The sequence below is a fragment of the Micromonospora sp. WMMD956 genome (genome assembly GCF_029626125.1).
GTDB classification, from domain to species: domain Bacteria; phylum Actinomycetota; class Actinomycetes; order Mycobacteriales; family Micromonosporaceae; genus Micromonospora; species Micromonospora carbonacea.
The window spans coordinates 2,234,371-2,259,454 of sequence record NZ_JARUBI010000005.1 but is presented as its reverse complement, the minus strand read 5'-3'; the positions used below and the strand labels follow the sequence as shown (position 1 = coordinate 2,259,454).

23 protein-coding genes, 1 tRNA gene and 1 pseudogene are annotated in these 25,084 nt (G+C 71.3%); 13 read left to right on the top strand and 12 right to left on the bottom strand.

Features of this window, described 5'->3' with window-relative positions; all coding sequences use genetic code 11:
• The first annotated feature begins 129 nt into the window (after positions 1-129).
• Positions 130-1,539 (top strand): MFS transporter, encoded by a 1,410-nt coding sequence (locus O7628_RS10440; protein ID WP_278136281.1) that lies wholly within the window; start codon positions 130-132, stop codon positions 1,537-1,539.
• A gap of 60 nt (positions 1,540-1,599) precedes the next feature.
• On the opposite strand, the gene O7628_RS10435 is transcribed toward O7628_RS10440, so the two are convergent.
• The gene (locus O7628_RS10435; RefSeq protein WP_278129933.1) at positions 1,600-2,319 is read right to left on the bottom strand and encodes a hypothetical protein; all 720 of its coding nucleotides are present in this window, start codon (positions 2,317-2,319) and stop codon (positions 1,600-1,602) included.
• Between the two features lie 299 nt (positions 2,320-2,618).
• Between O7628_RS10435 and O7628_RS10430 the strand changes: the two genes are divergently transcribed.
• Positions 2,619-3,311 (top strand): hypothetical protein, encoded by a 693-nt coding sequence (locus tag O7628_RS10430; RefSeq protein WP_278129932.1) that lies wholly within the window; start codon positions 2,619-2,621, stop codon positions 3,309-3,311.
• 67 nt (positions 3,312-3,378) lie between these two features.
• Here O7628_RS10430 and leuA read toward each other — a convergent pair whose 3' ends face one another.
• The 3 genes from leuA to O7628_RS10415 form a co-directional block, all read right to left on the bottom strand.
• Complete coding sequence (gene leuA / locus O7628_RS10425; protein ID WP_278129930.1) at positions 3,379-5,142, bottom strand: 2-isopropylmalate synthase; 1,764 nt, start codon at positions 5,140-5,142, stop codon at positions 3,379-3,381.
• 353 nt (positions 5,143-5,495) lie between these two features.
• Positions 5,496-6,134 carry a nitroreductase family protein gene (locus O7628_RS10420; RefSeq protein WP_278129928.1) on the bottom strand — a complete coding sequence of 213 codons (639 nt, stop codon included), beginning with the start codon at positions 6,132-6,134 and terminating at the stop codon, positions 5,496-5,498.
• 84 nt (positions 6,135-6,218) lie between these two features.
• On the bottom strand, positions 6,219-7,046 hold the full coding sequence (locus O7628_RS10415; RefSeq protein ID WP_278129926.1) for a hypothetical protein: 828 nt from the start codon (positions 7,044-7,046) through the stop codon (positions 6,219-6,221).
• Between the two features lie 313 nt (positions 7,047-7,359).
• Here O7628_RS10415 and O7628_RS10410 point away from each other — a divergent pair, with 313 nt between their 5' ends.
• Together O7628_RS10410 and O7628_RS10405 are read left to right on the top strand one after the other, a co-directional pair.
• Positions 7,360-8,625: an aspartate kinase gene (locus O7628_RS10410; RefSeq protein WP_077937963.1), complete on the top strand. Its 1,266-nt coding sequence runs from the start codon at positions 7,360-7,362 to the stop codon at positions 8,623-8,625.
• A gap of 4 nt (positions 8,626-8,629) precedes the next feature.
• The gene (locus O7628_RS10405; RefSeq protein WP_278129923.1) at positions 8,630-9,691 is read left to right on the top strand and encodes an aspartate-semialdehyde dehydrogenase; all 1,062 of its coding nucleotides are present in this window, start codon (positions 8,630-8,632) and stop codon (positions 9,689-9,691) included.
• 98 nt (positions 9,692-9,789) lie between these two features.
• Here the strand turns inward: O7628_RS10405 and O7628_RS10400 are convergent, their stop codons facing one another.
• Positions 9,790-11,169, bottom strand: coding sequence for a sensor domain-containing diguanylate cyclase (locus tag O7628_RS10400; protein ID WP_278136280.1), 1,380 nt, complete (start codon positions 11,167-11,169; stop codon positions 9,790-9,792).
• 253 nt (positions 11,170-11,422) lie between these two features.
• Between O7628_RS10400 and O7628_RS10395 the strand changes: the two genes are divergently transcribed.
• The 5 genes from O7628_RS10395 to O7628_RS10375 all read left to right on the top strand — a co-directional run bounded on the left by O7628_RS10395 (position 11,423) and on the right by O7628_RS10375 (position 15,289).
• Complete coding sequence (locus O7628_RS10395) at positions 11,423-12,202, top strand: phosphodiesterase (RefSeq protein ID WP_278129921.1); 780 nt, start codon at positions 11,423-11,425, stop codon at positions 12,200-12,202.
• Between the two features lies 1 nt (position 12,203).
• Positions 12,204-12,836: a histone deacetylase gene (locus O7628_RS10390; protein ID WP_278129919.1), complete on the top strand. Its 633-nt coding sequence runs from the start codon at positions 12,204-12,206 to the stop codon at positions 12,834-12,836.
• 288 nt (positions 12,837-13,124) lie between these two features.
• Positions 13,125-13,583 carry a lamin tail domain-containing protein gene (locus O7628_RS10385; protein WP_246384193.1) on the top strand — a complete coding sequence of 153 codons (459 nt, stop codon included), beginning with the start codon at positions 13,125-13,127 and terminating at the stop codon, positions 13,581-13,583.
• Between the two features lie 359 nt (positions 13,584-13,942).
• Entirely contained in the window at positions 13,943-14,443 is a 501-nt protein-coding gene (locus O7628_RS10380) for a hypothetical protein (protein ID WP_278129917.1), read from the top strand.
• Positions 14,444-14,629: 186 nt separating this feature from the next.
• A complete protein-coding gene (locus O7628_RS10375; RefSeq protein ID WP_278129916.1) occupies positions 14,630-15,289 on the top strand; it encodes an HNH endonuclease family protein in 660 nt (219 codons plus the stop codon).
• A gap of 160 nt (positions 15,290-15,449) precedes the next feature.
• Here the strand turns inward: O7628_RS10375 and O7628_RS10370 are convergent, their stop codons facing one another.
• The 5 genes from O7628_RS10370 to O7628_RS10350 form a co-directional block, all read right to left on the bottom strand.
• Positions 15,450-15,686: a hypothetical protein gene (locus O7628_RS10370; RefSeq protein WP_178066687.1), complete on the bottom strand. Its 237-nt coding sequence runs from the start codon at positions 15,684-15,686 to the stop codon at positions 15,450-15,452.
• Between the two features lie 762 nt (positions 15,687-16,448).
• A complete protein-coding gene (locus tag O7628_RS10365) occupies positions 16,449-16,697 on the bottom strand; it encodes a hypothetical protein (protein WP_278129914.1) in 249 nt (82 codons plus the stop codon).
• Between the two features lie 2 nt (positions 16,698-16,699).
• Positions 16,700-17,902, bottom strand: a complete 1,203-nt coding sequence (locus O7628_RS10360; protein WP_278129912.1) for a helix-turn-helix domain-containing protein — start codon at positions 17,900-17,902, stop codon at positions 16,700-16,702.
• A complete protein-coding gene (locus O7628_RS10355) occupies positions 17,889-18,056 on the bottom strand; it encodes a hypothetical protein (RefSeq protein WP_278129910.1) in 168 nt (55 codons plus the stop codon). Before O7628_RS10355 ends, O7628_RS10360 begins: the two co-directional genes overlap by 14 nt.
• A 187-nt stretch (positions 18,057-18,243) precedes the next feature.
• Positions 18,244-19,446 (bottom strand): helix-turn-helix transcriptional regulator, encoded by a 1,203-nt coding sequence (locus O7628_RS10350; RefSeq protein ID WP_278136279.1) that lies wholly within the window; start codon positions 19,444-19,446, stop codon positions 18,244-18,246.
• 1,179 nt (positions 19,447-20,625) lie between these two features.
• Between O7628_RS10350 and O7628_RS10345 the strand changes: the two genes are divergently transcribed.
• The 4 genes and pseudogenes from O7628_RS10345 to O7628_RS10330 form a co-directional block, all read left to right on the top strand.
• The gene (locus O7628_RS10345; protein WP_278129908.1) at positions 20,626-21,057 is read left to right on the top strand and encodes a type II toxin-antitoxin system RelE/ParE family toxin; all 432 of its coding nucleotides are present in this window, start codon (positions 20,626-20,628) and stop codon (positions 21,055-21,057) included.
• Positions 21,058-21,510: 453 nt separating this feature from the next.
• The gene (locus tag O7628_RS10340) at positions 21,511-21,975 is read left to right on the top strand and encodes a hypothetical protein (RefSeq protein ID WP_278129906.1); all 465 of its coding nucleotides are present in this window, start codon (positions 21,511-21,513) and stop codon (positions 21,973-21,975) included.
• A 130-nt stretch (positions 21,976-22,105) separates the two neighbouring features.
• On the top strand, positions 22,106-22,387 hold the full coding sequence (locus tag O7628_RS10335; protein WP_278129905.1) for a hypothetical protein: 282 nt from the start codon (positions 22,106-22,108) through the stop codon (positions 22,385-22,387).
• 562 nt (positions 22,388-22,949) lie between these two features.
• Positions 22,950-23,705, top strand: a pseudogene (locus tag O7628_RS10330) (replication initiator); the annotation flags it as partial.
• Positions 23,706-23,830: 125 nt separating this feature from the next.
• Here the strand turns inward: O7628_RS10330 and O7628_RS10320 are convergent.
• Together O7628_RS10320 and O7628_RS10315 are read right to left on the bottom strand one after the other, a co-directional pair.
• A tRNA-Pro gene (locus O7628_RS10320) sits at positions 23,831-23,904 on the bottom strand.
• A 270-nt stretch (positions 23,905-24,174) separates the two neighbouring features.
• Positions 24,175-25,068: a metallophosphoesterase gene (locus tag O7628_RS10315; RefSeq protein ID WP_278129903.1), complete on the bottom strand. Its 894-nt coding sequence runs from the start codon at positions 25,066-25,068 to the stop codon at positions 24,175-24,177.
• Positions 25,069-25,084: the final 16 nt, after the last annotated feature.

Here is a 25,084-nt window from a genome sequence, read left to right as displayed (position 1 = left end):
CTCCTGGCGATTGCGCACAGTACCCCGGCACCGTTTCCATGATTCGTGGCGTCCGGCAAATCGACCGGAGGAACACTGGTACGCGTGACCGCACCCACACCGCCCCACGCCCCCGCGCCCGCGCTCCGGATGGGCACCCCCGCCGGCCGGGGCACCCTGCTCGCCGCCATCCTCGCCTCCGGGATGGTGTTCCTGGACAGCACGGTGGTCAACGTCGCGCTGCCCCGCCTCGGCGCGGACCTCGACGCCACCGTGGCCGGTCTCCAGTGGACCATCAACGGCTACCTGTTGATGTTGGCCGCGTTCGTGCTGCTCGGCGGGGCGCTCGGCGACCGCTTCGGGCGGCGGCGGGTCTTCCTCCTCGGCGTGGTCTGGTTCGCCGTCGCCTCCGCGCTGTGCGGCCTGGCCCAGGACACCGGCTGGTTGATCGCGGCCCGGTTCCTCCAGGGCGCCGGGGGCGCGCTGCTCACCCCCGGCTCGCTGTCGGTGCTCCAGTCCAGCTTCCACCCCGACGACCGGGGCCGGGCCATCGGCACCTGGTCCGGGCTGGCCGGGGTCTCCACCGCGCTCGGCCCGTTCGTCGGCGGTTGGCTGGTCGACGCCCTGTCCTGGCGGTGGATCTTCTTCATCAACCTGCCGCTGGCCGTGCCGGTGGTCCTCGCCGCGCTGCGCTGGGCACCCGAGAGCCGCGATGTCGACGCCTCGCGTACCGGATCGGGCCGGCGACGGTTCGACGTGGCCGGCGCGCTGCTCGGCGCGCTCGGCCTCGGCGGCGTGACGTACGCCCTGATCGACGCGCCGGCCCGCGGGGTGACCTCGCCGCCGGTGTTGGCGTCGGTGCTGGTCGGCGTGCTCGCCGCCGTGGCGTTCGTGCTGCTGGAGCGCCGCCGGGGCGATACCGCGATGCTGCCCACCGGCCTGTTCGGCAGCCGGCTCTTCTCGGTGCTGAACGTCTTCACGGTGGTGGTGTACGCGGCCCTCGGCGGGTTCACCTTCTTTCTCTCCGTCTACCTGCAGAACGTCGTCGGCTGGTCGGCCATGCTCACCGGGCTGGCCACCGTGCCGATGACGGTGCTGCTGCTGGTCGGCTCGTCGCGGGCCGGCGCGCTGTCGGCCCGGATCGGCCCCCGGCTGCCGCTGACGATCGGCCCGGTCGTGGCCGCGCTCGGCCTGCTGCTGCTGCGCGGGGTGTCCCCGGGCGCGTCGTACTGGACGGATGTGCTGCCCGGGGTGGCCCTCTTCGGCCTCGGCCTCACCCTCGTGGTGGCCCCGCTGACCGCCTCGGTGCTGGCCGCCGTGGCGGACCGGTTCGCCGGGGTGGCCAGCGGGTTCAACAACGCCGCGTCCCGGGCCGGCGGCCTGCTCGCGGTGGCCGCGCTGCCGCTGCTGGTCGGGCTGAGCGGCACCGGGTACGAGCAGACGGCGGCCCTGACCGACGCGTTCCGGGGGGCGATGCTCTGGTGCGCGGGCGGGCTGCTGGCGGGCGCGGCGATGGCCGGCCTGCTGATCCACCGCCCCCGGATGTCAACGGACGCGTGAAGTCGCCCTGACCTGGCCAACCCGGATTGCCTGTGGACACCGTGAGTCGGACTGGTCCTGTCACCTGGGTGCCAGTAGAGCATCCGTTAGGACCACCAGGCCAGTGGGCGATTCGCAGCGCACCCGGAGAGTGAGTTCGTCGGCGTTCTCGACGTCTGCGGTGAGCCGCGCCGGGACACCCTGCTGGGCAGCCTGGCCGCCCCGGTCCAGCCGGTTGACCGTACCGTCCGACTGCTCGACCGAGGCGATTACCGACACATACGTCTTCGCCTGGGAATCGTCCGGGAAGTATGGCCGAACGGTCGCCGATATTTCGACGTACCGGCGCAGGATGGGATAGGTGACTTCTCGGTGCTTGTCGGCGGAGGTGTTCTGCGGACAGGTGATGGCGATGGCGCGTTCGTAACCGGGGCGGTCGGCCAGATCGCGGGGAAGTTCCACCAGGTTCGCGCCGCCGCTCTGCACCTTCAGGGCGTCGAGGTGGATGCCGGCCGGCCCGCTCTGGCCGCCGCTCGTGCCGGCGTTCACGTCGGGTGAGGGCGATCCCGGGTCGAGGGTGGGCACTGCGGAAGGCAGGCTGGTCGGCGCCGGGCTGACGGACGGGACGGTACCCGGATCCGCCCTGCGAAAGGTCAGGTCTAAGTAGTCACGGGCCAACGCGGCCCCGGCTATGAGGACACCGAGCACGGTGAGCCCGACCACCACGCTTCGGCCGTGCCCCGGTCGGTCGTCCGGCTCGACTCCCCGGTTTTCCTTGTGTGCGTTCTCGGCGTCGGCCACGTCTCTCCCGAATGACGGTGTCTGCGGATTCCTTTGACGGGATCCATCATCCGTATTCGCGAAACGTGATCCCTGCCCGACCGCTGTCACCTTCGTGACAGTTGACGGATGTTGTTTCTGGGATAAAGAACCTCACGGAACCAGCTGCACCAGATTCCGGAGGTCCGTACGTGAGCCAGTTGCGCGACGATAATGAGTCATTCGAATCGAGGTCTCCCGCGTTGGCAGCGGGAGTTGGTCCTGGAACGCGTCCCGGGGACGGCGAGGTCAAGGCGGCACGCGGTCGAGGGACCGCCCTTATGGCCCTCGGGGTCTCCTTCCTGGCTCTGCTGCTGGCGTTCGGCTCCATGATCTTCGCGTGGCGCGCCGTCGACCAGGCGAAGGACGCGAAATCGTTCGCCCTCAGCGGCCGGCCGTCGAACGGCGCTGCGTCGGCCACCCCTCCGGTTGCGGGGCCGGAGACTCCGGCAGCGCCGTCCGAGACGCCCTCGCAGCTACCGTCGGACCTTCCGTCGGGCATCGAGGACGTGCCCCGCTCGCCCGACGGAGCGCCGGTCCTGACTGAGCAGACCGTCTACGAACCGAAGTACGAGAAGCAGCCCTTGGTGCTGAAGGCGACCTGCGGGCGCACGATGTACGCCGATCTGGACGAGCCGAGGGCCAAGAACGAGGAGGCCCAGGCGGACGTGCGGCTTGTCATCAACTGCAACGCTGACCTGCCCACTTTTCGATTGATGGACGGGGTGGAGGGCAGCGAGGAGGCCCGGCCGGGCATGACGCCGAAGGAATGCGCGGAGAAGATTCGCAGCGCGCCGATCGGGCGGGACGCTCCGATTCCGGTGCGCAAGGGCACAGCGGTCTGCATCACCACCAGTTGGCAAGCCGCGCGGGAGCGTGGCGACCGATGGCGGATGATCCTGATGCACATCGTCGGCGTATCCAACGATGGCGCGACGACGGTCGAGGTGTCCGCCTGGAACATCCCGGACTGATCAGGCGCTGGTTAGGAAGGGCCCCTTGCTATACAGAAAGCGTTAACAGGGGGCCCTTCCTTGCACCTCAGGCGCGGGCGCGGTTGACGGCGCTGGTGACCGCCTTCACGGAGGCGGTGACGATGTTCGCGTCGACCCCGACGCCCCACACCGTGCGGCCGTCCACCTCGCACTCGACGTACGCGGCGGCCTGCGCGTCGCCGCCGGAGGAGAGCGCGTGCTCGTGGTAGTCGAGCACCCGGACCGCCACGCCCACCGACTCCAGCGCGTTGACGTACGCGTCGATGGGGCCGTTGCCGACGGCGGTCAGCGACCGGGTGTCCGACCCGCCGACGCCGACCCGGGCCTCGATCTCGACCTTGCCGTCGACGGTGCCGATGGCGTAGCCGGCCAGCGTCAGCGCCGGGTCGCTCTGGTGGTCGACCAGGTAGTGCCCGGCGAAGATGTCCCACATGGTGCCGGGGTCGACCTCGCCGCCGCCGTGGTCGGTGACCTGCTGGACCACGCCGGAGAACTCGATCTGGAGGCGGCGGGGCAGGTCGAGCTGGTGCTCGCTCTTCATGATGTACGCGACGCCGCCCTTGCCGGACTGCGAGTTGACCCGGATGACCGCCTCGTAGGTGCGGCCCAGGTCCTTCGGGTCGACCGGCAGGTAGGGCACGGCCCAGGCGAAGTCGTCCACCGGCACCCCGGCCGCCGCCGCGTCGGCGTGCAGGGCGTCGAAGCCCTTCTTGATGGCGTCCTGGTGGGAGCCGGAGAAGGCGGTGTAGACCAGGTCGCCCGCGTACGGGTGGCGCTCGTGCACCGGGAGCTGGTTGCAGTATTCGACGGCCCGCTTGATCTCGTCGATGTTCGAGAAGTCGATCATCGGGTCGATGCCCTGGGAGAACAGGTTGAGGCCCAGCGTCACCAGGTCGACGTTGCCGGTGCGCTCGCCGTTGCCGAACAGGCAGCCCTCGATGCGGTCCGCGCCGGCCAGCAGGCCCAGCTCGGCGGCGGCCACGCCGGTGCCCCGGTCGTTGTGCGGGTGCAGGCTGAGCACCACGCTGTCGCGGCGGGGCAGGTGGCGGTGCATCCACTCGATCGAGTCGGCGTACACGTTGGGGGTGGCCATCTCGACGGTCGCCGGCAGGTTGATGATCAGCTTGCGGTCCGGGGTCGGGTCGATCACGTCGATCACCGCCGAGCAGACCTGGAGCGCGTACTCCAGCTCGGTGCCCGTGTACGACTCCGGGGAGTACTCGTAGTAGATCTCCGTGTCCGGGGTGTGGATCTCCGCGTACTTCTGGCAGAGCCGCGCGCCGCTGGTGGCGATGTCGGTGATGCCGTCCCGGTCCAGGCCGAAGACCACCCGACGCTGGAGCGTGGAGGTCGAGTTGTAGAAGTGCACGATGGCCCGCTTCGCGCCGCGCAGCGACTCGAACGTCCGCTCGATCAGGTGCTCCCGGCACTGGGTGAGCACCTGGATGGTCACGTCGTCGGGGATCAGGTCCTGCTCGATGAGCTGCCGGACGAAGTCGTAGTCGGTCTGGCTGGCCGACGGGAAGCCGACCTCGATCTCCTTGTAGCCCATCTGCACCAGCAGCTGGAACATCCGGCGCTTGCGCTCGGGGGACATCGGGTCGATCAGGGCCTGGTTGCCGTCGCGCAGGTCCACGGCGCACCAGCGGGGCGCGGCCTCGACGTGCCGGGTCGGCCAGGTGCGGTCGGGCAGGTCGACCCGGAACTGCTGCTGGTACGGCTGGTAGCGCTGGTAGGGCATCCCGCTGGGGCGCTGCCGGGCGAAGGGATCAGCGTCGATGTCCGCGTCGGTGGTGGTGGGTTGAGCCATGGCGGAGTGTTCCCCCTGAGTCGGGTGGCGTCAGCAATCGGAAGGCCGGCGACGGTGCGGCAGCGGCGGCTGGGCCGGTGCGGCGACGGTGCCGGGCCGGCGCGGTGCGCCGACGGGAGGTTCGGAACTGCTGGACGGCGCGCTTCGACTCCGCGACGAGGTGCCGGCCGGTCAGGCCCCGTCGCGGCGACCAAGGAGAAGGTTCGCCTGCCACATGACAGGGTGACCCTACGTGATGGGACGGGAGGTGGGAAGGCCGGTCCGCGGATTGAGACGGTGGTCGCAGTCGACGGACGTTCCCGCTGGTCGCACGCGGTGCCACCCGGATCGCGGCGACCACTGCCCGTCCCAGCTCAGCGCAGCAACAGGTCGGCCACGGGGCGTCGGCGGCGCAGCCCGGTCTCCTGCTCCCGCAGCGCGGCCGGCAGGCTGGACGGGTCGCCGAGGCGGCCCACCGCCACCACCACCAGCGGGCGGACGCCGGCCGGCAGGTCCAGGTCGGCGGCGAGCCCGGCGCGGTCGAAGCCGGCGAGCTGGCGCACGTAGAGCCCGAGCGCGGTGGCCTGCACGGTCAGGTGGGCCACCGCCTGCCCGAGGTCGTACGCCGCGCCGGCGGCCGCCGCACGGGCACCGGTGCCGGCCGCGTCGGCGGCGATGCCCGGGTCTGTGCCGGCCTCGCCGGTGCCGATGCCCGTACCCGTGCCTGTGCCTGTGCCGGCCGCGCCGGCGGCGGTGAGGTGGGCGCCGAGGAGCAGGGCGGCGGCGTGCCGGGCCCACGGCTGGTCGTCGTCGGGGAGGTTGACCAGGATGCGCTTCCACGTCTCGTCGTCGCGGTGGCCGAGGGCGAACCGCCACGGCTGGCCGTTGCCCGCCGAGGGCGCCCAGCGGGCCGCCTCCAGCAGCGAGGCCGCCTCGTCGGCGGTCAGCGTGGCGGCGGGGTCGAACGCCCGGGGGCTCCAGCGGAACGCGAGCAGCGGAGTCAGGTCAGCCATGGGGGAAGCATCCCGTATCGGACTTTTTGCCCGAGGTGCCGGGGTGGGCAAATGTGGCCGGAACCACCCGTAACGGACAGGGGTTCAGGGCGTTGCCGTGCCCGATGGCGTCTGCGCCGACGACTGCGCCGACGACTGCGCCGAGGACTCCGGCGACGGCTCCGGCGCGGCGACGCCGAGCGGCTCGCCGTCGGTGACCGGGCCGGCGAGCTGCACCGTCGCGGGCCCCGGGCCGGCCGGTCCGGCCAGGACGAGCGTGCCCCCGGTGGTCCGCACCGCCGTCGGGGTGCCGTCCGGGGCGTAGCAGTAGATGCCGACGTCCAGCGGGGCGTTCAGCGAGGCGGAGGTGGTGTCGACCGCGTAGCAGGACCCGCTCGCCCCCTGCGGCGGCCGGGCCGGGGAGACCGCGAGCGGGGCGCGCCGGTCGGTGAGCACCTCCAGCCAGTCGGTGAACGGGTGCTGCACCCGGGGGTCCAGCAGGCGCGGGACGGCGTCCGACGGGTCGCCGAGGCGGACGCAGCTCGCCGGCTCCGGGCGGCCGGCCGACGGCAGCCCGCACTGGTAGAGCCCGTCGGCGGTGGTGGCGAGCGACACGTCCGCCGTGCCGCCCAGCGCGCCGCCCGGGACGTCCACCCGCCAGGTGCCGTCGGCGGCGCTGGTCACCACGATCGAGCGGTCGGAGCCGCCGCCGTCGGCGAGGGTGTACCGGGCGGTGAAGCTGCGGTCCTGGGCCGCCGCGGCCAGGGCGGCCAGCTCGTCCCGGGCGGCGTCGGCGGCGGGCGCGGGATCGGTGGACGTCGACGGGGCCGGCGCGGGGGCCGGATCGTCGGCGCAGGCGGCGAGCAGGGCCGGCAGGAGGGCGAGCGCCGCGACGCCGGTCGGGCGTCGGGCCGCGCGGAGGTGGGCGTGCACCGGGTCATTCTGCGGTGCGCGGACCGCGCCCGTGACCCCGCCGACGCCGTTTGGCGGGCGTGTCGCCGATCCTCGGGCGGGCGTGCCGCGTACCGCTGGGTGGGCGTCCCGCCGATCCCCGGGCGGGCTTGGCGCGTACCCCCCCGGCGGGCGGGTCCGGGCGCGGCCGGGCCGGCCGCGCGGGCCGGATGGTGGGATCACCTGACCCGGCCTTCCTGGCCGCCGGATACCCTGATGTGGTCTGACAAGGTGCCACCGGCTGGTCGCCGGCGGTGCGACACACTCGAAGGACGCGGGGAGGGAGTGCACCGTCGTGGCACTCGTGGTGCAGAAGTACGGCGGATCCTCCGTCGCCAACGCCGAGCGGATCAAGCGGGTGGCCGAGCGCATCGTCGCCGCCCGCAAGGCCGGCGACGACGTGGTCGTGGTGGTCTCCGCCATGGGCGACACCACCGACGAGCTGCTCGACCTGGCCAACCAGGTGAGCCCGCTGCCGCCGGGCCGCGAGCTGGACATGCTGCTCACCGCCGGGGAGCGGATCTCCATGGCGCTGCTCGCCATGGCCATCCACAACCTTGGCTACGAGGCCCGCTCGTTCACCGGCTCGCAGGCCGGCGTGATCACCACCTCGGTGCACGGCAAGGCGCGGATCATCGACGTCACCCCGGGGCGGCTCAAGGGCGCGCTCGACGAGGGCGCGGTGGTCATCGTCGCCGGCTTCCAGGGCGTCTCACAGGACACGAAGGACGTCACCACGCTGGGCCGGGGCGGCTCGGACACCACGGCCGTGGCGCTCGCCGCCGCGCTGCACGCCGACGTCTGCGAGATCTACACCGACGTCGACGGCATCTTCACCGCCGACCCCCGGATCGTGCCGAACGCCCGGCACATCCGTCACGTCACCTACGAGGAGATGCTGGAGCTGGCCGCCTGCGGCGCGAAGGTGCTGCACCTGCGCAGCGTCGAGTACGCGCGCCGCGCGGGGCTGCCGATCCACGTCCGCTCGTCATACTCGACCAACACCGGCACGATGGTCACCGGATCGATGGAGGACCTTGCTGTGGAACAGGCACTGATCACCGGCGTCGCCCACGACCGCAGCGAGGCGAAGATCACGATCGTCGGGGTGCCGGACGAGCCGGGCGCCGCCGCGCGGATCTTCGACACCGTCGCCAGCGCCGAGATCAACATCGACATGATCGTGCAGAACGTCTCCACCGAGGGCACCGGCCGCACGGACATCTCGTTCACCCTGCCCAAGACCGACGGCCCGACCGCCATGGCCGCGCTCAGCAAGATCCAGGAGCCGGTCAAGTTCAAGGGTCTCCTCTACGACGACCACGTCGGCAAGGTCTCGCTCATCGGCGCGGGGATGCGGTCGCACCCGGGCGTCGCGGCCGGCTTCTTCGCCGCCCTTGGCGCTGCTGGCGTCAACATCGAGATGATCTCCACCTCCGAGATCCGGGTCTCCGTCGTCTGCCGGGACACCGACCTCGACAAGGCCGTCCGGGCCATCCACGACGCCTTCGAGCTGGGCGGCGACACCGAGGCCATCGTCTACGCGGGGACCGGGCGGTAACGCCGTGCCGGCGCGGCCCAGCCTCGCCGTGGTCGGGGCGACCGGTGCCGTCGGCACCGTCATGTGCGAGCTGCTGTCGTCGCGGCGCGACGTGTGGGGCGAGATCCGGCTGATCGCCTCCGAGCGGTCGGTCGGGCGGCGGGTGCGCTGCCGGGGCGAGGAGCTGACCGTCGGGCCGCTCACCCCCGAGGCGTTCGACGGCGTCGACGTGGCCATGTTCGACGTGCCCGACGACGTCGCCGCCGAGTGGGCCCCGGTCGCGGTGTCCCGGGGCGCGGTGGCGGTCGACAACTCCGGCGCGTTCCGGATGGACCGCGACGTCCCGCTGGTCGTCCCCGAGATCAACCCCGAGCAGGTGCGCAACCGGCCCAGGGGCATCGTCGCCAACGCCAACTGCACGACCCTCGCGATGATCGTGGCGATCGCCCCGCTGCACCGCGAGTACGGGCTGCGCGAGCTGGTCCTGGCGTCCTACCAGGCGGCCTCCGGGGCGGGGCGGGCCGGCGTGGACGCGCTGCACCTCCAGCTCGGCAAGGTCGCCGGGGACCGGGTGCTCGGCTCCCGCCCCGGCGACGTGCGGCAGGCGGTCGGCGACGAGTTGGGGCCGTTCCCCGCCCCGCTGGCGCTCAACGTGGTGCCCTGGGCCGGCTCGTTCGCCGACGGCGGGTGGTCGTCCGAGGAGCTGAAGATGCGCAACGAGTCGCGCAAGATCCTCGGCCTGCCCGACCTCAAGGTCTCCGCGACGTGCGTACGGGTGCCGGTGGTGACCGGTCACTCGGTGGCCGTGCACGCCGTCTTCGCCACCGAGGTCGACGCGGAGGGCGCCCGGGAGGCGCTGCGCAACGCCCCCGGCGTGATCCTGGTCGACGATCCGGCCGCAGGCGAGTTCCCGATGCCGATCGACGCCGTGGGCACCGACCCGTCCTGGGTGGGCCGGATCCGCCGCGCCGTCGACGACCCGCGCGCCCTCGACCTCTTCGTCACCGGCGACAACCTGCGCAAGGGCGCGGCCCTCAACACCGCCCAGATCGGCGAGCTGCTGGCCAAGGAGCTGACCGCCCGCTGACGCCCGCCCGGCTAGGCGGTCGCTCAGGCGGCGGCGGACCGCGGTGGGGCAGGCGGTCGCTCAGGCGGCGGCGGACCGCGGTGGGGCAGGGCGGTCGCTCAGGCGGCGGCCAGGCGGACGCCGTCGCGCCCCTGGCGCTTCACCGCGTAGAGGGCCTGGTCGGCGCGGCGCAGGGTCTGCTCGGGCGACTCGCCCGGCCGGGGCAGGGCGACGCCGACGCTGATCGTGCGGCCGGTGCCCCGCGCCGCCTCGGCCAGCCGCTCGGCGATGCGCACGGCCTCCTCGGGGCGGTTCACCTCGATCACGGCGACGAACTCGTCCCCGCCGATCCGGTACAGCTCGTCGCCCTGGCGCAGCGCCGCCTCCAGCGCCCGGGCCAGCCCCACCAGCAGCCGGTCCCCGGCCTGGTGGCCGTACGTGTCGTTGACCGCCTTGAAGCCGTCCACGTCGATGGCCAGCAGCGCCGTACGCCCCGGGGTGGCCCGCGCGATCCGCCGCCCGAACGGCCCGGTGTGCGGCAGCCCGGTCAGCGGGTCGGAGCTGGCCTGCTCGCGCAGCCGCGCCAGCGTGCGCAGCCGGTCCAGGCACGTCCACGCCTGCCCGGCGAGCAGCTCCATCAGGTTGACCGTGGTCGGGTCGGGCCGCAGCAGCCGTTCGTCGGCGACCAGCAGCACCCCGCCGCCGTCGGGCGGCCCGACCGGCACCGCCACCAGGGTGCGCACCCCGGCGTCGGCGAGCGGCCGGTATTCCTCCGTGGGCGGGTGCCCGGCCTCGCCGAGGGTGTAGCCGACGCCGTGCCGGTGGGCGCGGGCCACCATCCGGTGCAGGGCCGGCGCGCCCGCCTCGGTCAGCTCGGCCCGGATGCGGGACTCCAGCTCGCCCGGCGCGCCGGTGGGCGCGCCCAGCCGGGGACCCGTGCCGCCGCCGGCCAGCAGCAGCACGGCCGCGGAGAGGGTGGAGACCTCCCGGGCCGCGCAGATGGCCGCCGTCATCAGGTCCCACTCGGTGGGTGCGGCGGTCAGCGCGGCGGCGTGCCGCAGCAGCTTCTCGCTGCGGGTCTCGGCGGGCGGCCCGCCCAGCGCGGTGATCCGGGCGCCGAGCCGGGCGGCGACGCGTTCGGCGGTCTCCCGCCACGGGCCCAGCTCGACCGGGCCGGACCACTGGAGGTCGAGGACCCCGATCGGCCGGCCCGCCGGGTCGAGCACCGGCACGCAGACCTCGGCGGTCACGTCGGGGCGCACCGGGAGGTAGTCGGGGTCGGCGGCCACGTCCTCGACGGTGGCGGGCTCGCCGGAGGCGTACACCCGGCCGACGACGCCGGCCTTCGGCGGGACGGTGGCGAAGACCTGCCACGCGCCGGTGGCGGCGACGCAGCGCAGCCCGTCGCGCACCTGGAGCAGCACGGAGATCGTGGCCGGCGCGTACCGGGCCAGCGCCGTGACGGTCCACTGGCACGCCTCGACGGCGGTCGACGCCATCGGCAGGCGGACCGTGACGTCCCGGACGACCCGGTGGTGATCTACGCGCACGTGCTTCCTGACAGCGGGAGGGAGGTGGCCCGACCAAGCGTACTCACCGCAGCTCAGCGGGTTGCTGGCAAGATCAATTACTTCGTACACATGTGCTATCCACAGGCTGTGGACGCGAGCTGTGGACGCAGGCTGTGGACGGGTCCGTGGGCGGCCTGCGGCGGCGATAGCCTGAGGGAACCGGTCGACCTGGAGGCCCGCGATGCTCATCGCCCAGCTCAGCGACACCCACCTCACCACCGGTCCGCTCGCCGCCGAGCCCGCCGCCGCGCTGCACCGGGCGCTCGGCCGGGTCCTCGGCCTGCGCCCCCGGCCCGACCACGTCGTCGTCACCGGCGACCTCACCGAGCACGGCAGCCCCGAGGAGTACGTCGCGCTGCGCGACCTGATCGCCCGGTTCCCGGTGCCGGTGCACCTCGTCGCCGGCAACCACGACGACCGCGAGTCGCTGCTCGACATCTTCGGCGGCACCCCGCACCTCGGCGGCGGCTACCAGGCCCACTACGCCGTCGAGCAGCCCGACGCGACCATCGTCGTGCTCGACTCCGTCAGCCCCGGCGAGCCGGCCGGCCGGCTCGGCCCCGAGCAGCTCGCCTGGCTCGACGAGACGCTCGCCCGCCGCCCCGGGCTGCCGGCCGTCGTCTGCCTGCACCACCCGCCCGTCCCGGTGGGCCTGCCCTACCTCGACGGCATGCGCCTGCTCGACGGCGACGACCTGGCCACGGTGGTGGCCGCCCACCCGCACGTCGTCCGGGTCGTCGCCGGGCACGTGCACCGCCCCGTCACGGTCGGCTTCGCCGGCACGGTGCTGACCACCGCGCCAAGCACCTGGCGGCAGTCGTCGCTCACCCTCGACGAGGGCGACGAGATGGGATACGCCCTCGAACCCACCGCCTTCCTGCTGCACCTCGTCGCCGACGGCGGCTGCGTCACCCACACCGTGCAGGTCAGTCATGCGGCGGCCCGCACCGGCGCGTTCTGACGTGCGCGAACTCCTCTGGTACGTCGCGTACGGCTCGAACATGCACGCCGACCGGCTCGGCTGGTATCTCGGCGGCGGACGGCCACCGGGCGGGCTGCGGACGTACCCCGGATGCCGGGACTGCCGGCCGCCCCGCCGGTCGGCGGCGGTGCTGGTGCCCGGCGGCATCTACTTCGCCGGGGAGTCCCGGGCCTGGACCGGCGGGATGGCCTTCTACGACCCGGCGCTGCCCGGCACGGCGGCGGCGCGGGCCTGGCTGCTCACCCGCGAGCAGTTCGCCGACGTCGCCGCGCAGGAGATGTACCGGGAGCCCGGCGTCGACCTCGACCTGATCGGGGCGGCGGTCGCCCACGGCCGGGCCACCCTCGGCCCCGGGCGCTACGAGACGCTGCTGTGCACCGGGCTCCGCGACGGCGTGCCGATGCTGACCTTCACCGCGCCGTGGCGGGCGGCGGACGTCGAATGGACCGCGCCCGCCCCCGGCTACCTCGCGATGCTCGCCGCCGGCCTGCGCGAGGCGCACGGCTGGGCGCCGGCGCGCATCGCCGGCTACCTGGCGGGCCGCCCCGGCGTCGCCGACCGCTGGGACCCTCGGGCCGTCGACTCGTTGGTGGCGGCCACACTCGCCGGATGAGGCTCGCCCGCCCGGGACGTGCCCCGGTATTGCCGTTCGCGTCACGCTGTGTCGCCGTTCGCCCCGTGCTCTCCCGCCGTTCGCGTCACGCTGCGTCGCCGTTCGCGCGGTCCCTCGGCACCGTTCGCGCGTGCCGGCGGCACCGTTCGGCCGCGATCGGTGGGCCCTGCGGGCGTAGTTGCCGGCGCGGGCACCGAACCGTCCACAGTGGCCGTCCGACGCCGATAGCCTCTGCTCACGTTCCGCGCCGGCACCCGTCGAGGGCCGGCCGTCAGCATGTGGGGGATCGTGTTGAAGAAGAGGCTGACCGGCATCGCCGTCGCTCTCGCCGTCACCGTCGGTGGCTCGCTCACCCTGGCCGCGCCCGCGCAGGCCGCCACCCCGGCGATCCAGATCACCAAGGCCTACTACAACTCGCCGGGCACCGACGACCGGTCGACCAGCAGCCTGAACGCCGAGTACGTGAAGCTGACCAACCGCAAGACCACGACCGTCAACCTCAAGTCGTGGACGCTGCGCGACAAGTCGAGCCACGTCTACACGTTCACCAGCGACTTCAAGCTCGCCGCCGGGGCCAGCGTCACCATCCACACCGGCAAGGGCACCAACACCTCGACCCACCGGTACTGGGGGTCGGGCGCGTACATCTGGAACAACACCGGCGACACCGCGTACGTGCGTGACACGGCGGGCAAGACCATCGACTCCTGCTCGTGGGGGAGCAGCGGCAGCTACACCAACTGCTGACGCTGTCTGTTGGTCGGCCGGCTCTCATGAGGGGGGAGCCGGCCGCCAGCGGCAGAACCTCCCGGCGCTGCGCGGGCACGCCCGCCCAGATCGCGCTCGCGATGATCGCGCCCGCCCAGATCGCGCTCGCGATGATCGCGCCCGCCCAGATCGCGCTCGCGATGATCGCGCCCGCCCAGATCGCGCCCGCGATGATCGCGCCCGCGATGATCGCGCCCGATCGGGGATCGAGTGGCCTCGCCCCGGCTCGGAGGCCACTCGATCCCGTATCGAGCGCGATCTCGAACGGTGGCGTCGCGCCGGCGCTCGGGCCGGGCTCGGCACGGCGTACGCCGGATGGGTCTGCCATCCTGGGGACGATGACGACGACCTGGCGACACCTGCCCGCGCCGGCCCGCGAGATCGCCCGGGCGGCCACCGACGCCGTGGCCGCCGCCCGGGCCCGGGACACCGAGGCGTACGACGAGGCGGTCGACCGGCTCGCCGGGGCGGACCGGTCCGGGCTGGTCCTCGGCGCGGTGGTGCGCCTGCTGCTGGAGGAGACCCACCCCGACGGGCTCGACGGCGACGACGTACGGCAGGTGCTGGAATCGTGCGTGCGGGGCGCGGCGAGCTGGCGGCCGGACGTCGACCCGCACGTGGTGCTGGTGCTGCTGGCCGGCGCGCTCGGCGTGTACGACCCGGGCGACGACCCCACCCCGCCCGACCCGGCCGCGCTGGCCCGGCACGCGCCGCTGCTCCTCGCCGACCTGCTGGCCGCGGGCGCGCCGGAGGGGCCGCCGGTCGCGCCGGACCGGCCGCTCGACGGCCTGCTGACCGCCGCGTTCGCCGAGATCCGGCGTACCGAGCTGAACGACTGAGGCACGTCGCGCCGCCCCGCCCCGTCGACATCGGCCGATGGTGCCGCCCGGACGCCGGGGGCGGGGCGGGCGGCACCCGTCGTGCGAGGTTCGCGTGGCGTTCACCTGCGGGTCCTGGTTGTGGGAATGTCGCCTCTGTCTATATACATGGGAGACGATGCGTCCCGCCTACCCGGACGGAGCACCATGAACCGCACGCCGCGCATGGCCGCGACCACCCTCGCCGCCGCCCTCGTCGCCACCATCGGCCTGGCCGACCCTGCCTGGGCCGCCAGCTACTCCGCGCCCCTGCAGACCGCCGTCGCGGCCCTGCCGGTGGCCACCGAGATCCGCACCGGCTACAGCCGGGACCTCTTCCCGCACTGGATCGACGCCGACGGCGACGGCTGCAACACCCGCAACGAGGTGCTGCTCGCCGAGGCGGTCACCGCGCCCACGATCAGCGGCGCGTGCACGCTCTCCGGCGGGCGCTGGTACTCCTACTACGACAACGCCTACTGGACCGCCACCGGCGATGTCGACATCGACCACATGGTGCCGCTCGCCGAGGCGTGGGACTCCGGGGCGCGCAACTGGTCCACCAGCCGCCGCCAGGCGTACGCCAACGACCTGGGCGACTCCCGTCCGCTGGTCGCGGTGACCGACAACGTCAACCAGTCCAAGGGCGACCAGGACCCGGCCACCTGGATGCCGTCCTACAGCTCCGCCCGCTGCCGCTACATCAACGAGTGGGTGGCCACCAAGACCCGCTGGCGGCTCACCGTCGACACGGCCGAGAAGAACGCCCTCACGAGCTGGGCGAACTCCTGCCCCAACGTCACCATCTCGGTCACGTACGCGTTCTGAGCCGCCTACTCCCGCGACCCTTCATGCCAACGATGCGGGTCGGTGCGGCCTGTCGTGCATCTGTGAAAACTCGAAGGCTGCGGGTGCCCTGGGCGACCCGAACCAGCCTCGGAGTGCCCTGCCTCTCTGATGGCGAGACAGGGCACTCACTGGTGAGCCGTTACTGCACGAGCTTGTGTAGCCTGCTTGCGACGATCAGGCCGGTCAGGACGAGAGTCACGACGCCGGCGGCGATGCCCAGGGCGATTCCCGCGCCCGTACCGAACGCGGACGCTGTCTGCATCCCTACGGTCAGACCGGTAACCGTTGCGGCCAGTAGACCCACGCTTGCCGTTACGAGCAAGATCAGTAGGTCTCGCTGGGCCAGCAGGTACTGCTCGTGATGGTTGTCGGGCATGAGTTCCCCTTGACGGATCGAGGTCGTGCGTTGTCTCGGACTCCGAGGCCATCCGCGCCGTGCATGCATCCGTCGGTTACCGCCTCAGGGATGCGACGCTTCAAGGCCTTGGTATGTGGTTGAACGACTCCGGCCTGTCTTTGGCATCGGCACGCGGCAACATTCGCCTCAAGACCAACAGGCATCCCCCGGTTTGCTCCAAATGCCCCTTTTGTTGATCGGCAGTCTCGGAGTGTGGAAGGCGGGGAAGTTTTCTTCCGGGAGTATGCAGGTAAGGCTGGGTTCGCCTCAGGGGACATAAAGCTTACGAAAGGAAGCCGCTGCCTCGTCTGATTCTCATCGTTTATACAGCTGAGAAGTGAGTCGGTTGTCTAGACGGATCGGCGCACGTCTCGGACAGGACGGCCCTCTGTTACCGCAGGGGGTCGTTCGTCCCTGATGGCGCGCCCAGATTGATCATTGACCGGCCCCCGAGGGTTCGGGCGGCCACCGCAACCCGTCTGCATGGTCGTCTTCTGGTGCCAGGCGATCGCCTCGCCTCTGTAGGCCGAGGTCGGTGTCCTGCTGCGAGGGCGTCAGCTGCCCCGTCAAGCACCCTGACGGGGCTCAAGCGTTTGGGGGAGAGGCTGCGTCAACCCGTTGCCGTACAAGCGCCAAGGGCGCATCCGTCGATAGGATGTGCCCTCTGAAATCTGTCGGGGTGGCCGGATTCGAACCGACGACGCTTTGTCCCGACCTCTCGGCAGGCCGGTCGGGTCGGTGTCATCCGAGGTCATCCGGCCTGCCGCGGGTCGTCCCGGCCGGTGTGGCTGGCGGGGTTGCCGTGCTCCGCTGCTGTGCTTCCTCGGCGGTGTCGATGACGTTGCGGGCGGCTGCGGCCACGGTGCATCCCGACGTCCGGCAGATCGGGCAACGCCCGTCGGTGCCGGGTTGGTGGTCGCGGAGGATCTGGCGGGCGGTGAGGGCCAGCCGGTTGCGGATCTGGGCCAGGGACAGGAACGGCGCGGTCATGGTCAGGTCACCCCGAGGACGACGGCGAGTTGGACGATGGTGGCCGGGGCGTGTGGGTGTCGGGCGACCTGGGCGACGATGCTGCGGGCGGCGGGGCGGTGGCGTACCTCTGCTTGTGCTGTCCGGTCGGCCTCGGCCAGGACCCTCGCCGCGTTGGTGGGGTCGTCGGTGTAGAGGTAGGCGCGGGCGGCGTCGAGCAGGTGCGCGGCGCGGTGTTCGGCAGGCAGCCACCGCCAGCCATCCCGCTTGGTGGCTCTCCGGTGCCAGACGACCGCTTCGTGGGCGTTGCCGAGGTCGAGGGCGGCGGCGACCCGGGACAGGTCGACCGCTGCCGGCCCGAACCCCGTCCGGTGGTGGTCCTGACCGTCGCCGACCCGAGCGGCCACGGCGGCAGCCTCGTCGATCAGGCCGGCGGCGGTGCGGTCGTCACCGTGGCGGGCGGCGGCCAGGGCCGCCTGGACGAGCAGCGTCCCGTACAGCGACAGCTCCGGCGGTTGCGCGTCGTCGGGGTCGGCCGGGGCGATCCGGTACGCGGCGGCCCGGGCCGCCGACACGGCTGCCTGTGTCCGCCCGTAGGCGCGGAGCGCCTGGCCGAGTCGCACGGTGGCGGCGGCCACCAGGATGGGATCGCCGGTGGCGGTGAGCATGGCCCGGTCGGCGGCCAGCCAGGCAAGCTCGGCCTCGCCCAGCTTCGTCAGCAGCGACGCGGTGATCCGGTACGCCTCCACCAGCGTTGCCCGCGCCTGCTCAGGGTCGTCGGCGTGCGCGCGCTGCGCGCCGGCCAACAGCTCTGGGACCATCGCGGTCACCCGCGCGTACCGGGCGTACTGGAAGCTGACCCACGTGTGGGCGGCATCCCGCGCGAGTTGCTCCGCCGGCACCACGGCGCGGTCGGTGACCGAGTGGCCCACCGCGATGTCGTACGTCGACAGGGCCTCCCGCACCTGTTCGACGCCCTCGACCCGCCCGGTCACGTCGGCGGGCTGGGTGTCCCGGCCCAGCAGCACCGCCGCGTCGATCCGCAGCACGGCGGCGATGTCGTGGAGGGTGGAGACCCTGTCGAGGGATCGAACGCCCCGCTCGACCTTGTCCACCCAGCTCTTGGACTTGCCGAGCCGATCGGCGAACACCTGCTGCGACAACTGCCGCCGCCCCCGCCAGTACGCCACCCGCCGGCCCACCGGCAACCGCTCAAGGCCGTTCACGACGCCACCGCCGGTCGGGCACCGCCTTGGTGGTCTCCTCGGCCGGTATCCGTTCGGCCTCGGCCTGCGCCAGGATCCGCCGTCGGGCGGCTTCCCGTTCCGCCTGCTGGATCTGCTCGCCCCTGCTGCCCTCGACCGGACCGGTGTCGCCCATTCCCCACCTCCGCTGGTAGGGGCGCGACGGCGTGCTCGTGAAAGGACCGACACCGCCGCGCCCGGCTCCGGGCGGGTCACGGCGCTCTGGTTTGATCGCGCCGATTCCGCCCTCGCTCACAGCATTGAGCGATCGGGCGGTTACTCAAAGGTGTCGGGTGTCCGCTGGGCGGGTCGGCTGTCCTCTGTCAGCCGGCGGGCCGGTACGCCTCGTACACCTCGCGCAGCGCCGAGGCCTCTGCCGTGTCGGTCTGCTCGACCCTTCGCAGCACCTCGCGCGCCCGCCACCAGTTCGACGGTGCCACCCGCCCGGAACGGATCGCCTCGGCGGCGACCGCGCTTGCCTCGTCGGGCTGATCAGCCGCCACCAGCGCCAGGGCCAGGTCGAGGCGGGCAGACGCAGACCGCCGTGGCCGGTCGCCCCCGTCGCCGCGCGGGTCCAACTCCGCCAACGCCACCCGGGCCACCTGCTCGGCCGCCGGGTCGCCCGCCCAGGACAGCGTCGTGGCCGTGTACGCCAGCGCCTTCGTCGGGTCGTACCGGTAGTGATGCTCGGCCCGCTCCGGCACGGGCAGGTTCGCGGTCAACCGCTCCAGGCGGTCCAGCGCGTCACGGGTCCGCCGCACGTCACCCACCCGCGCCCACCCCCGCGCCTCCTGCGCCGTCGCCTGGATGTGCGCCGAGCTGCCCCGAGGTGCCACCTGTTGGGCCTGCTGAGACAGGTCGATCGCCTGCCGATGCTCACCCTGGGTGAGCCGGTCCCACGCCCGGGTCTCCAGACACCACGCCTGGATCTCCGCATGCTCGGCATGTTCGGCGAGCGCCGCAGCAGCGACCAGGTGCGCGCCGGCTGCGGAACGCTGCCGAAGGTCGATGTGCACCGTCGCCCGCAGCACGGTCAGCCACCCACCGGCAACGACCAGCCGCCGTCGCTGCACCAGGGTTCCCCGGCCATCCAGCAGCCGGCCCACGTACGCCAGGTGCCTGCGCACCATCGGCAGCAGGTCCACCGGCGGGGTCGTCGCGTATGCGCTCGCCAGGTCGTCGACGCTGGCCTCGATGCGGGCGAGCGTCTCGGCGCTCACATCACTCGCCCGCACCCGGGCAAGCAACTCGTCGGCCTCAGCATCATGGTCGACAGGCTGATCAACGAGCCGCGCGAGCGCGCCGCCAGCCTGAAGGACCTCATCGAGGTGCCGGGCCGTCTCGGGCGTCGGAGCCTTGACGCCCGTCTCCAGATCATGGAGGTGGCTCTTGCCTCGGTGCGCGAGCTGCCCGAGCGCCCGCAGCGACAGACCCCGCTCGGCACGCAGAGCCCGCAACCGAGCCCCGAAACGCGGATCGACGTGCGACACAACGGCGCTCCCAGCCGGAATGACGAACCCGGTCAGCTCTCGTAAGCGGACAGCCACTACTGACGGTACATCGAGGGCTGATTGAGTGTAACTACCGCCGCTCGCGGAGCCTGCCGGTCACCGCTTGACGACGATCTATGGTGTCTCTTGCGTCTTGGGCCCCGACGCCGACGCGGGTGAGTGGTGCTCGTATCCCACCGGACGCTCACCACGCGCCCCAGGTAACGCCTCTTGGGCGCGCTGCTCGGCCGCCGCCCAGCCGACGTGGACCCCACACCGGACCCCGCGTCGGGGGATGCGTCTCAAGCTGTCGCCTGCTGCCGACCACTGGCGGCCGTTGTCAAGGAGCAGGATTCACGTTGAACGCCCGACCTGCGATGACGCTCGCGCTGCCTTCTTGCCGCCTCGCTGCTGTCCAACGCTTGCAACTGCCCCACTGGGGACTGCCAGCTTGGGAATCGGATTGCTTACGGTGGGAGTGGTCGTGCCACCTGGCTGTCGAGCAGGGGAGAGACAGGCCAACGTCGTGCGACACAGGCGACAGGCCGCTGTTGACCCCTGCTGACCGCTCCATCGGGCATGGTTCGGGCGCGGCGGCGTGCGGGCTTGAATTCCCAACCCGCTGACGCTCTGGAATGGTCACAACCATATATCAGACCGCCTATCTGGGTCACGCTCCTCGCTGGCTCTAGACGTTTCGCACGTCTCCTCGCTCTCAGTTGTGCCGAGGTTGTGCCCGATGATCTTCGGCACTCCACCCATCGCGCATCGGTTCGCCCCTCTCCCCAGGGCGCTGACGCTGTCTGTCCAAGATCCGACTCAGGAGCCCAGGGGGTGACCGCTTGTTAGCAGGAACCCTGGCCGTCACGGAGCGTAAGAACTCGCTCCGCGCAGGGTGTGTCCTCCGTTTCCCTGTTCACGGCGGGTTTGTGAGAAGAACTCAGTTTGCTTCCCACGCCTAATCCACAGCGAACCCCACCCATTGCCCACTGTTCTCCATAGGTTGTCCTGAGGCTCGTCCACACCCCTTGTTGTGCTGACTCGGCAGTCGGTGCTGTGATCAGACGTGAGGACTTACACCGTTGATGTTCAGCTCCGTAGGCCTTGCTGCTGTCTCAGAGCCGAGGGCTGTCCTATCGATGCGGTAAGCCTCCGAGAGCGCGGCCCCGTAGCCACCTCAAATCCTGGTTGCCGGACCGAGCTCAAGCTCCATGCTTGACCGTTCGCTACGACACCACGAGGAGATCGAGTGCCCAGGCTTGCAACCGGGTGTCGACGCCTGAATCGGGTCTTGTTGTGACAAATAGGTGGCAGTTCTACGAAGCTCCTGGCGGTGGGAGCCCTGTCCAAAAGGCGATCGGGAAGTACCGGCTGACCACGGCCGAGTTGGCACGGTTGTACGTGGTCATGGATCGGGTTGCAGAGGGCAGGACCCGTCCGGGTGATGTGAAGGCCCTGCGAGACGGCGTCCTAGAGGTGCGGGTCAGGATCGGGGGCCGGAACTTCCGCCTCGCCTATGCCGAGCTAGGCGACGGGCTGGTACTGCTCGGCCTGCACTTCTTCCACAAGCAGCGACAGGTGGAAGATCGACACATCGACACGGCGGCCGCTCGACTGAAGGACTGGCTGTCAAGGCATGGCGCATGACACAAAACCCTGGCACTATCGCTTGTAGGCGATACTCTGTCCGTGCTAGGAGGGGAGTGCTGTGGGATCCGAGCTTCTCGGTCTGCTGGGCCTCGACGCCGACGATCAAGAGGTAAGCAACGAACTTGAGGATGCCAGGGAGGCAGAGCGCCTGATCGACACGCTGGTTGAGCTACGCCAACGGCTTGGGCTCACCCAGGTGGAACTGGCTGAGCGCATGTGCACTACTCAGTCAGCCGTGTCCAAGTTCGAGCGGGCTGGCGGAGATCCTAGATTGTCCACGCTGCAGCGGTACGCAAGGGCAGTCGAAGCTAGACTGCGCTGCCTTGTTTACACATCACCAGCAGTATCATCTGATTGGCGTGCGGGTCGGGCATCAGCGGTCCGCGTTCAAGCAATAACGCCGGATAATGCCAATGAGGAGCCCTTCACTATTCCCGTCAGGGTATCCGCGTGACCGATAGCAGCATTAGCTTCGAGGAGCTTGAAGCGCGCGCCGATCTGGTCGACGTAGTAGTTTACGAGGTGTCCGGAAAGCGGCGCGACGGCTTCGACCTCCCCGAAGGTCCGGCCGATTTGAATAAGAATGACATCAACATCCTTCAAGACGGCAGCGATGAACGGATCCGCATTCGGTGTCAGATCAAGGTGGATGCCAGGGACGGGATTTACTCGGTAGATGTGGCTGCAATTTTTGATCTATCCGAGCCGACGAAGCTGAGCGATGACCTACGGGATAACTTCGCCTTGCATATCGGGATACCCTCCGTCTATCCATACCTCCGGGTAGAGCTTCAGATGGCAGCTCGCCGTCTCGGATTGAAGCCGCCGATCCTAGCGCTGTTCAAACCCAGAGAACATGAAGTGGAATTGAAGCAGTCCGCGCGTCGATCTACAACAGCACAGCTAGAGAGCTAGCGCCATCCCGTCTGCCGTCGACCCGCCCTCCTGGGGAGCGGGCGGTGTCCTGCTCGGCTCGCCCGGTTCGATAGATGTAAGGAAAGTCCTCCCACAGTCGGTGGCCGGATATACCTTGCAAGATGGCGGAGTGGACCGTTTCGAGGATCGCTACTGGCTGGACTGGTGGGTTAATCCCATTACACTGCTCGGCAGTGTCGAAGTGGACGTCGCAGTCACCGTCGCCGACGATGGCACCTGGGAGGCAAGCGGCAACGCGGTCCTCGAAGACGACGAGAATCCCAGCGGCTTCGCACTGCTTTGCGACCTCGACCCTGTCTTCACGCTGCGGTTCACAGGCAGAAGCACGATCGATGTCATCGTGCACCCTGCCGACAAGGGATGCAGCTTTGTCTTCACCGATCACACCTGACGTTTGATGGCACCGGCCGGTCCAACGCCGTCCTCGATACGCGTGACATCATGCCAGCTCACTACGAGATCAACCTCTCAGCAACTGACTCACGGCGGGTTGACGTGTTGGCACCCGGTGCTACTCAACGGCCCTCGTTGAACACGCCAGCACGGCCTTCCCGCCGGATCGCTGAACTCGACTTCGCAGTTGCCGAGCGGCCTTCCTTCCGCTGACGCGGGTCACTTTCCGCGTTGCATCGGCCCGGAATCCGCTGAGCGGCCCAGCACGGCCTTCCCTGCCGTCCACGATGTCCCTCGGATTCGCGCACCTCGACGGGTGGGGATCGCCCGCGGCGACTAGCCGGAGGCCGACGACCAGGCACCTCACACGTCCCGGCCTCGCCCAAGATTCAGATACCCAGCTCAACGGCGGTACACGGCCTGATGGCCATACCCCGCCCTCCGGCGTGAGCCGCCCTCTCCGGCGGTGCCAGGAGACACCACGAACACCACCGACGGACACCGCTCCGGCGTCCGGTGGCAGTTCGTCGCCCATCCCTGCCGCCCCTTGAGGAGAACCCGTGTCCACCCCGCCCACCCTCGCCGCCGGCCGTGACGCCCAGGCCCTGCACCGCGCCGCCAACCAGGACTACTTCGGCTGGCTGGAGCACATCCACGCCCGCCAGCGGCTGCACCCGCCCGATCCGCCTGACCGGCACCCTGACCGCCATGGAGCCCGGCACCGTCCGGATCCTGGCCGAGCAGCACACCGACGAGTTGCCCGACCGGACGCTCTACAAGGCGTGCGCCAACCGCCGTGCCGCCCAGTGCCCCGACTGCGCCTGGGTCTGCGCCGGTGACGCCTTCCAGGTCGTCCGCTGCGGCCTGACCGGCGGCAAGACCATCCCCTCCACCCTCGCCCGGCAGGCGGTCGCCTTCGCCACCTTCACCGCGCCATCCTTCGGCCCGGTGCATTCCCCGCCACACCTGCGCTGGCCGGCGGCGCTGCGATTGCCGGCCGGCATCCTGCCGCGCCCGGAACACCGCCGGCGCCTGCCCGCACGGGCGGGCCCGCGGCCTGCATCGCCCGCCACGACGCCGACGATCCGCAGCTCGGTCGACCGCTTGCCTGGACTGCTAACCTCGCGCCGCTGACCTGCGCCACCTACGAGACGATCCTTCGGCTGTACGTGATCCCCGACCTCGGCGCGAAGCGGCTCGACCGGCTCCAGGTGCGCGACGTGCAAACCTGGATCAACGAGGTGGCCCGCGCCTGCCGGTGCTGCGCCCGGGGCAAGGACGCCCGCCGCCCGGAACTCAAGAATCGCTGCTGCGCGCCGGACGCCACCCGCGACGCCCTCAAGCGCCTGGGCGAGAGCCTGCGCTGACCGCTGCTGTGCTCCACTGCTGTACAAAGCACTAGAGGGCACATCCGTCGATAGGATGTGCCCTCTGACCTCTGTCGGGGTGGCCGGATTCGAACCGACGACCTCTTCGTCCCGAACGAAGCGCGCTACCAAGCTGCGCCACACCCCGAGGCGTGCGGACAAATAGTAGCCCACCCCGTCCGGTGGTCAAACTCGGTACCCCCACCGCCCCGCCCGGCCCCGGTGCGCCCCCGGCCGATGTCGTAAACGACTCAGCTCCCTAGCGTCCCGAGCAGCCCTGACGCCCCGCAGCGGCGCTGGCCGGGCGGCCTCCGCGCCCGCCCGCCGTGCCCGCCGCCCCTCCGCGCAGGGCGGCCGGGCCCGGCCCGGGACCGCGCCCGGAGGCGGCGCACGTCACACTCGCCGCCAGCCGCCAGCGTCAGCGCGGGATGAGGGTGAGGATGCTCGCCTCCGGCCGGCAGGCGAACCGCACCGGCGCGGTCGGGTGGGTGCCCAGCCCGGCCGAGACGTGCAGCCAGGCGTCCGAGTCCGGCCAGCGGTGCAGGCCCTTCGCCATCGACCGGGGCAGCCCGCAGTTGGTCACCAGCGCCCCGAAACCCGGCACGCAGACCTGCCCGCCGTGGGTGTGGCCGGCCAGCAGCAGCTCGAAGCCGTCGGCGGCCATCTGGTCGAGCACGGCCGGCTCGGGGGAGTGGGACAGCGCGATCGACAGCTCCGCCGCCGCCGAGACGGGGCCGGCGACGGACGGGTAGTCGTCCCGCGCGATGTGCGGGTCGTCGACGCCGACCAGCTCGATCAGTCGCCCGCCCGCCTTGAGCGTCGTCCGGGCGTTGTTCAGGTCCGCCCAGCCGGCCCCGGTGAAGACGTCGCGCAGCTCGTCGTACGGCAGCTCGGCGCCCTCGCTGTATTCCCGGTCGGGCAGGAAGTAGCTGAACGGGTTCTTCAGCACCGGCCCGGTGTAGTCGTTCGAGCCGAACACGAAGACCCCCGGGAAGTCCAGCAGCGGCGCGAGGGCGCGCAGCACGCCGGGCACCGCGCCCGGGTGGGCCATGTTGTCGCCGGTGACCACGACCAGGTCCGGGTCGAGGGCCGCCAGCGACGCCACCCAGTCCTGCTTGCGCCGCTGCTCGGGCATCATGTGCAGGTCGGACAGGTGCAGCACGCGCAGCGGCTCGGTGTCGGCCGGCAGCACCGGCACGTCGAACCGGCGCAGGGTGAACAGGTTGCGCTCGACGAGTGACGCGTACGCCAGGGTTGCCGCCCCGGCCGCGACGGTGCCCATGCCGAGTCGGAATAGTGTGCGCTTTCGCATGCCGTTCAGGGTAGTT

Bases quoted from the DNA above. Each gene is read 5' to 3' on its own strand.
- O7628_RS10440 (WP_278136281.1), top strand. From the start codon at position 130: ATGGGCACCCCCGCCGGCCGGGGCACCCTGCTCGCCGCCATCCTCGCC.
- O7628_RS10430 (WP_278129932.1), top strand. From the start codon at position 2,619: ATGGCCCTCGGGGTCTCCTTCCTGGCTCTGCTGCTGGCGTTCGGCTCC.
- leuA (WP_278129930.1), bottom strand. From the start codon at position 5,142: ATGGCTCAACCCACCACCACCGACGCGGACATCGACGCTGATCCCTTC.
- O7628_RS10420 (WP_278129928.1), bottom strand. From the start codon at position 6,134: ATGGCTGACCTGACTCCGCTGCTCGCGTTCCGCTGGAGCCCCCGGGCG.
- O7628_RS10400 (WP_278136280.1), bottom strand. From the start codon at position 11,169: ATGGCGTCGACCGCCGTCGAGGCGTGCCAGTGGACCGTCACGGCGCTG.
- O7628_RS10395 (WP_278129921.1), top strand. From the start codon at position 11,423: ATGCTCATCGCCCAGCTCAGCGACACCCACCTCACCACCGGTCCGCTC.
- O7628_RS10380 (WP_278129917.1), top strand. From the start codon at position 13,943: ATGACGACGACCTGGCGACACCTGCCCGCGCCGGCCCGCGAGATCGCC.
- O7628_RS10375 (WP_278129916.1), top strand. From the start codon at position 14,630: ATGAACCGCACGCCGCGCATGGCCGCGACCACCCTCGCCGCCGCCCTC.
- O7628_RS10370 (WP_178066687.1), bottom strand. From the start codon at position 15,686: ATGCCCGACAACCATCACGAGCAGTACCTGCTGGCCCAGCGAGACCTA.
- O7628_RS10365 (WP_278129914.1), bottom strand. From the start codon at position 16,697: ATGACCGCGCCGTTCCTGTCCCTGGCCCAGATCCGCAACCGGCTGGCC.
- O7628_RS10355 (WP_278129910.1), bottom strand. From the start codon at position 18,056: ATGGGCGACACCGGTCCGGTCGAGGGCAGCAGGGGCGAGCAGATCCAG.
- O7628_RS10315 (WP_278129903.1), bottom strand. From the start codon at position 25,068: ATGCGAAAGCGCACACTATTCCGACTCGGCATGGGCACCGTCGCGGCC.